Here is a 6,843-nt window from a genome sequence, read left to right on the forward strand (position 1 = left end):
GCGAGTCCGCGCTCGTCGTCAGCGCCCGAGACTCAGTCGTCGTCAGCGCCCGAGTTCGCCACGAAAACCGGCACGTCACCGAACCGGATGATGTGATCCGTGACGCTGCCCATCGCCAGCCGATGAACGCCGCCGCGACCGCGGGACCCGATAACGATGAGGTCAGCGTCGATATCGCGAGCGTGCTCGAGGAGCGTCTCCGCCGCTGCCCCTTCGAGAACCGTTCCGGTGACCTCGAGGCCGGCCGCCGCGGCCCGGTCGACGATCTCGTCGACGTACTCCTGTGCCTGGCCGCGGATCGCGTCCTCGGCGCTCGCGGCATCGCCAGGAAGCCGGAGATCGCCCAGCGGCCCGGTATCGGCGACGCAGACGACGTGGACCGTCGCGTCGTGGGCGGTCGCGAGTTCGATGCCGGTCTCGGCGGCGGCCGCGGCGTGGTCGCTGCCGTCCGTCGGCAGCAAAATCGTGTCGAACATCGTCCTGGTCGTACGACCAGGACCGTGAAATCCCTGCCGGAACGCTGGGTTCATTACGGCCGAGACGGGTACGGGCTCAGATCAGGGCCAGCGGAAACATCACCAGCACGCCGATACCGATGCCGGCGGCAAGCCGGACCTTGCCGCCGTGGGGTAATGGCTTGCCGACCGCCAACGCCTCAGGGATGAACTCCGTGAGGACGAGGTAGATCATCGCGCCGGCGGCGAAGCCGAAGCCGTACGGAAGGAACTCACGCGCGTAGCGGACGAAGCCAAAAGCGAGGACGGCCCCGATCGGCTGGGGCAGGCTCGAGAAGACGGCCCACCAGACGAGTTTCCAGTTCGCGACGTCCATCGAGCGCAGGGGGATCGAGATCGCGGTCCCTTCCGGAATATTGTGGATCGAGATCGCGATCGTCATGAAGAGAGCTAGGATCGGGATGGTAAACCCGAGCAGTTCGGTCCCACCCTCGAGTCCGAGATCGGCGAAGGAGACGCCGATGGCCACGCCCTCGGGGAAACTGTGGACCGTTAGAATCCCCAGAATGAGCACGAGTTTCTTGAAGTCGGCTTCCTCGTACTGCCGGGGATCGATCTCGGCGTCCATCAACACGTCGTGGGCGATCACGACGAGCGCGACGCCGGCCGCCATCCCGGTCGCGATCTCGAGGGCCGTCCCCTCGGCCAGCCCCTCCTCGACGAGCCCGAACAGCGAGGCGGAGATCATGATCCCGGAGGAGAGTCCCCAGAGGATCACGTTTCGTCGGTCGCTGATCCCCTCGAAGAAGAAAAACGGGAGCGCGCCGAGGCCGGTCGCCAGTGCGGTAACGAGCCCAGCAACGAACACCAGCGCGAGGTTCTCGAGGAGCACCATCCGTCGGAACGTAGAACCGAAGGCATAAATCTGCGGCGGAGCCAGCGTTACTGGCCGTTTCGACGGTGTCACTACCGTCGTATGAGGGGCGTAATGGCGCGGAAGACCCGGCCCGGAACCCCCGTCGATCGGTACCGTCAACAGTCGGCCGGCCAATGACGCGTGTATGTCACTGTGGCGGTCCCGTCGGACCGGCTACTATCTCGCCCTGGTGGCCGTGACGACCGTGGTTTCTACGCTGGTGTACAACTACGGCATGGCGACGTTGGAGAACGATCCACAGCCGCTCTACCGGTCGCTCGAGATCGTCTCCCAGACGTATACCACGACCGGGTACGGCGAGGACGCGGGGTGGTCGACGCCTCACATGAACCTGTTGATGATCGTCCTCCAGCTCACGGGGATCGGCCTGATTCTCACGGGAGTCGATGTCTTCGCCGTCCCGTGGCTTCGAAGCGCGCTCGCGACGACGGCCCCCACGGTCGCACCCGACATCGAGGACCACGTCGTCATCTGCGAGTATACGCCTCGTGGCGAGGCGTTCATCGAGGAACTCGAGTCCCGCGGGCAGGCGTACGTCGTCGTCGAGGAGGACGAGGAGACGGCCATGGAGCTCCACGAAGCGGACTATCGGGTCGTTCACGGGGACCCGGAATCGACCGATGTCCTCGAAAACGCCGGTATCGAACGGGCGACGGCGGTCGTGGCCGATGCAAGCGACGACGTAAACGCGAGTATCGTTCTCTCGGCGCGCGAGGCGAATCCGGACATCCGGATCGTGACGCTGATCGAGGAGCAGCGCCTCGCGGCATATCACGATATCGCAGGCGCTGACGAGGTGCTGTCGCCGCGGCAGTTGCTCGGCGAGAGCCTCTCCCATCGGGTGCCGACGGCCGTGACGACCGCAGTCGATGATGGGATCGAAATCGGCGACGATCTGGAACTGGTCGAGCTGTCGATCGCCGAGGGAAGCGACCTCTGCGGACGGACCGTCGACGAAATCCAACCCCGCGACCGGTTCGGCGTCGACGGGATCGGTGCCTGGATCGACGGCGCATTCGAGAGTCCGATCCCGTCGGACCGCGAGTTCGATACGGGGACGCGGCTACTCGTCGCGGGCGAACCGGAGCGGATCGACACCATGCGTGCGGAGGCGATGTCGACGGTCCACTCCTTTTCGGCCCGGCACGTGCTCATCGCGGGCTACGGCGAGGCGGGTGCAGCGGCGAGCGATGCACTCACCGATGCGCACACACGGGTGACCGTCCTCGACAGCGACGACAAGGACGATGTCGACATCGTCGGCGACGCTCGCGATCCGGATGCGGTCCGCGAGGCCGGTGTCGAGGACGTGTCCGCCGTGATCGTGACCCTCGACGACGATACGACGGCCGTCTTCGCGACGCTCGTCGCCCGCGATTTGAACCCGTCGGTCGATATCATCGTCCGCGCGAACGACGCCGACAACGTCCAGAAACTGTACCGGGCGGGTGCCGACTACGTCCAGTCGCTGGCGACGGTCAGCGGACGGATGCTCGCCTCGACCGTCTTCGACGACGAAGAAGTACTGGCCGTCGACAGGGAGATCGACGTCGTCAAACTGCCCGCCGGACGATTGGTCGGTCGGACGGTCGTCGACGCCGACGTTCGTTCGCGAACGGGGTGTACCGTCCTCGCCGCCGTCAGGGACGGTGAGACGATCTCCGAATTCGATCCGTCGTCGTTCGTCTTCGAGGCGGACGACGACGTCGTACTCGCTGGCACCGACGAGAGCGTTCAGTCCTTCGAAGCACGGTTTCTCGCCTGAGGGCCGACGTTGCGTTCACCGGTGGCGGATTAGAGGACGGAGCCGAGATCCAGTCGCTGTTTCGCGAGGTCGACGAGCAACGGTGCGTCCCCGGGCTCGAGGAGTTTCGCGATGGCACGTGCGTTGCCCTTGTTGGCCTTTGCCAGCGTGTCGTCGTCGAGTCGCTGGAGATCCCGCATGAGGTCGTCGTAGCGGTCGTTCGGGGCGAGATAGAGGAGCTGTGTCATCAGCAGCCGGCTCTTGGCGTTTGGCGCGACATCGCGGTGCCAGAGCGTCTCGTAGACTTCGAGGTTCTCGGCGGTCGGCTCGACGCCGTCGTGTTTGAGACAGCTGTCGGCGGTGGCGGCGGCCGCGCGACCGGACTGCATGCACTTGTTGATCCCTTCGCCCCAGAGCGGGTCGAGGCTCGGGACGGTGTCGCCGATCGCCATGAACCGATCGGTGTGGAGCTGTCCGGGTTCCTGAATGTGGGCCGAACCGCGGTGTTGTTTGCCCTCGATCGGTTCGGCGTTCCGGAACCGCGGGTCCGTCTCGAGCCAGTGAGAGAGGTAGTCGTCGATCGTGAAACCGTCGCGGCTGTACTGGTCGTGGCTGCCGTTCTGGATGTAACAGAGGCCGACCTTGGCGGTGTCTTCGCCGGTGTGGAAGATCCAGGAGTAGCCGCCGGGGGCGATCTCGTGATCCAGTCGCAACATCATGGCGTCGCGCAGGTCCGCGAAACCGGGACGATCGATGTCGATGCCCTCGAACTCGTACTCGATGCCGATGGCGTGGTTCTCGCGTTTGAGATCGACGACACCGAGTTGCTTCGCGAGGGGGGCGCTCGGGCCCGTCGCGTCGATCACGATGTCGCCGTAGACCGCCTCGTCGCCGTTGTAGGTGACGCCGACGATCTCACCGTGCTCCATGATCGGCGCGGTGACGCGAGCGTCGAACCGGTACTCCGCCCCGTCGTCGCGGCCATCGCGTACCAGATAGCGTTTGAAGTCCGCGAACTCCAACACGGCACCGGTCTGGTCGCGGACGTAGTGTTCGGTCGGCGACTCGAGGACGACGCTGTCGGTGTACTGCATCACGACATCGTCGGGGATGCCGAAGGCGGCCATCATGGAGTGGAAGGTCCCAGCGGTGGACTTGTTGCTCTGACGCGGGAACTCGTCCTCGGCTTCGGTCTCGAGGACGACGACGTCGTACCCTCTGGCGGCGAGATCACGGGCACACTGTGCGCCGGCGGGACCGGCACCGGCGATGACTACGTCGTAGCGGTCGTTCATGTAATCCAGACTGTTGTGGACCTTAATTAGTTTGTCCTGTTACGGTCGCCGGTACGTGGCGGAATCCCTTGCGCATCGGCCCTGGGACCGGAAACGCGTCGGACCCCGACCACAGCGTCGGTCGCGGGCGATGGCGTCACGCGACCGACGCGAGCGGACCGGTCCGCTCGAGCCAGAACACACTGCGATCGGACAGACCCGATCACTGATACGCTTGCGGTGGCCTGAGTGCCACGCTGTACTCGGTGCCGTCGTCCCGGACAAACTCGAACACTATTCAATCTCCGATAAATATTTTCAGTCCGAACGATTCGACGAGACGAACACGGATGCCGAACGTCACACTCGAGGCCGCCGCTCGACGGGCCGAGCCGATCGCTAACGGACGATCGTCACTGGAACGGGTGCGCGTCGCGCGACCCGCTCCGCGACGCTGCCGAGCAACACCCGCGAGACGCCGGTTCGGCCGTGACTGCCGACAGCGATTCGGTCCACATCGGTGGTCGTCGCGTAGTCGACGATCGCGACGGACGGCTGGCCGACGATCGTCTCCGTCTCGAGCGCACAGCCGTAGTCGGCCGCGCGGTCCTCGGCCTCGGCGAGCAGTTCCCGAGCGGCCTCCCGCTGGCGCTCGAGCAACACGTCCGGACCGAGGTGTGCCACCTCGCCGTAGCCGCTGTTAGTCGGATCGACGGCGTGGACGGCCGTGAGCGTGTCGTCGGGGTGTTCGGTACACGCGAACTCGAGCGCCGCCCACCCCGGCTCCGAGTCGTCGAGCGCGACCAGCAGGTGCATATCGACCGCTACGGGGGGCATCCACTTGAGTGTCATCCTCAGCCATATTCGGTCGCCCGGAACGCGGCGGCCAAGGCCAGACGGACCGTCGTCCTGCGGGGCGAACTCCAACTCTCGAGTCGGACACGGCACTACTCGATAGACCCGTCGTCGAACGATTGCTCGCGCCAGGTCGTCCAGTCGTAGAGGCGCTCGAGTTCGCCGCCCTGCTGGCGGATCGCGACGGCCGTATTGAACAGGAAGGCGGCGACGAGCGACGTGCCGACGAGCCACGTGGCGTCGGCGAGCGCACCGTACCCGGTCGCGTAACTCGTCACCAGGTCGACGAACACGATCGCTGTGACACAGACGATCGCCGGCAGCAGGTGCCGAGTCAGCGCGGCAAACGTCGTTCCCTCGTGGACGCGGACGGCCCGAACGCCATAGAGGACCGCCCACGCGGAGGTGACGACCCAGCCGACCGCGACAACCAGCCGAGTCGCGGACGTCTCGATGAGGAACGTCCCCCACCAGGCAGCGACGAACCCGACGATCACGACGTAGTCCGCCCACACGGGCAGCAACCGAGAGCGATCACCCCCGGTCGGCTGGTCGTGATACATCGCGCGGATCGCCAATGCGAGAAAGAGGATGAAAAACAGGATCGCGCCGTCGACGAACCGGCGGATCCAGTCGGGCTCGAGCAACAGCGAGGCGACGCCGGCGACGGCGTAAACGATCGCCGCACCGATCCCGATCAGGAGGAACCACTGTTCGGTGCGCGCCTCGACCGCGAGGACTTCACGGACGTAGACCGTCGCGTAATAGAGCAACACCACTGCTGCGACGCCCATCGCGAGATACGCGAACAGCCGTCCGATCGCGACCGTCGCGGCCGGATCACTGGCATCGAACGTAATCGACGGAATCGGGGCGAACACCATCGGGTGCAACTGTCGGCCGAACCGGTATAAGTATACAGCCCCGTTTCCGGGGATCGGGAAGGCACCGATGGGTCCAGGCCGCATGCTACCGCTCGAACGGGCGGCCGAGTGGGGCTTACGGGTTTTCGTCGTAGATGTCGCGGGTGGGCTCGCCGGTGACATCGATGATGCCGAGGGCACCACGGCGAGCGGCGCGGGTCAGCGCGTGGTCGACGATCTTGACCGGCCCGGGGACGGGGAACTCTATTTCGGCCGCCGCGGTGGTGCCGGGAGCGACGGGTGCGGTTTCGACGTTGCGATCGGGGGCGGTCAGGAGGTCGCCGTCGCGGTAGAAGCGNTCGGCCGCCGCGGTGGTGCCGGGAGCGACGGGTGCGGTTTCGACGTTGCGATCGGGGGCGGTCAGGAGGTCGCCGTCGCGGTAGAAGCGACTCCAGACGTTGCCGATGGCGTGCCAGGAACTCAGGAGGTTCGGGCCGCCGTTGGCGAAGTACACCCGGGCGGTCTCGCCGGTGGTGGCCTCCATGGGCACGCCCCCGTCGGGGGTGAAGCCGTAGGCCTGGCCGTTGAACACCACGTAGGTGGGTTCCTCCTTGAGCATCGCGTCGAAGTCGAAACCGTGGTGGCCTTTCTCGCCGAGGTCGCCGTCCGTGTAGATCTCGTGCTGGCCGAGGTAGAACTCGTTGTCGACCTCGGG

General features: G+C 65.8%; 6 protein-coding genes and 1 pseudogene. 1 reads left to right on the forward strand and 6 read right to left on the reverse strand.

What is annotated here, in order from left to right:
• Nucleotides 1-32 precede the first annotated feature (32 nt).
• Both C486_RS07625 and C486_RS07630 read right to left on the reverse strand, forming a co-directional pair.
• Complete coding sequence (locus tag C486_RS07625; protein WP_008454803.1) at nt 33-476, reverse strand: universal stress protein; 444 nt, start codon at nt 474-476, stop codon at nt 33-35.
• A gap of 76 nt (nt 477-552) precedes the next feature.
• On the reverse strand, nt 553-1,350 hold the full coding sequence (locus tag C486_RS07630; protein WP_008454805.1) for a ZIP family metal transporter: 798 nt from the start codon (nt 1,348-1,350) through the stop codon (nt 553-555).
• A gap of 166 nt (nt 1,351-1,516) precedes the next feature.
• On the opposite strand from C486_RS07630, the gene C486_RS07635 reads away from it, so the two are divergent.
• Nucleotides 1,517-3,157, forward strand: coding sequence for a potassium channel family protein (locus C486_RS07635; RefSeq protein WP_008454807.1), 1,641 nt, complete (start codon nt 1,517-1,519; stop codon nt 3,155-3,157).
• A gap of 29 nt (nt 3,158-3,186) precedes the next feature.
• Here the strand turns inward: C486_RS07635 and C486_RS07640 are convergent, their stop codons facing one another.
• The 4 genes and pseudogenes from C486_RS07640 to C486_RS07660 form a co-directional block, all read right to left on the reverse strand.
• Nucleotides 3,187-4,431 carry a digeranylgeranylglycerophospholipid reductase gene (locus tag C486_RS07640; RefSeq protein WP_008454810.1) on the reverse strand — a complete coding sequence of 415 codons (1,245 nt, stop codon included), beginning with the start codon at nt 4,429-4,431 and terminating at the stop codon, nt 3,187-3,189.
• A 378-nt stretch (nt 4,432-4,809) separates the two neighbouring features.
• Nucleotides 4,810-5,226, reverse strand: coding sequence for a universal stress protein (locus C486_RS07650; RefSeq protein ID WP_049910277.1), 417 nt, complete (start codon nt 5,224-5,226; stop codon nt 4,810-4,812).
• A gap of 131 nt (nt 5,227-5,357) precedes the next feature.
• The gene (locus C486_RS07655; protein ID WP_008454815.1) at nt 5,358-6,149 is read right to left on the reverse strand and encodes a hypothetical protein; all 792 of its coding nucleotides are present in this window, start codon (nt 6,147-6,149) and stop codon (nt 5,358-5,360) included.
• Between the two features lie 115 nt (nt 6,150-6,264).
• Nucleotides 6,265-6,843, reverse strand: a pseudogene (locus C486_RS07660) (nitrite reductase); the annotation flags it as partial.

It is taken from the genome of Natrinema gari JCM 14663, from assembly GCF_000337175.1.
GTDB lineage: Archaea > Halobacteriota > Halobacteria > Halobacteriales > Natrialbaceae > Natrinema > Natrinema gari.

Excerpts from the sequence above, each read along its gene's own strand:
- C486_RS07635 (WP_008454807.1), top strand. The coding sequence starts at position 1,517 with ATGTCACTGTGGCGGTCCCGTCGGACCGGCTACTATCTCGCCCTGGTG.
- C486_RS07655 (WP_008454815.1), bottom strand. The coding sequence starts at position 6,149 with ATGGTGTTCGCCCCGATTCCGTCGATTACGTTCGATGCCAGTGATCCG.
- C486_RS07640 (WP_008454810.1), bottom strand. The coding sequence starts at position 4,431 with ATGAACGACCGCTACGACGTAGTCATCGCCGGTGCCGGTCCCGCCGGC.
- C486_RS07630 (WP_008454805.1), bottom strand. The coding sequence starts at position 1,350 with ATGGTGCTCCTCGAGAACCTCGCGCTGGTGTTCGTTGCTGGGCTCGTT.
- C486_RS07650 (WP_049910277.1), bottom strand. The coding sequence starts at position 5,226 with ATGCACCTGCTGGTCGCGCTCGACGACTCGGAGCCGGGGTGGGCGGCG.
- C486_RS07625 (WP_008454803.1), bottom strand. The coding sequence starts at position 476 with ATGTTCGACACGATTTTGCTGCCGACGGACGGCAGCGACCACGCCGCG.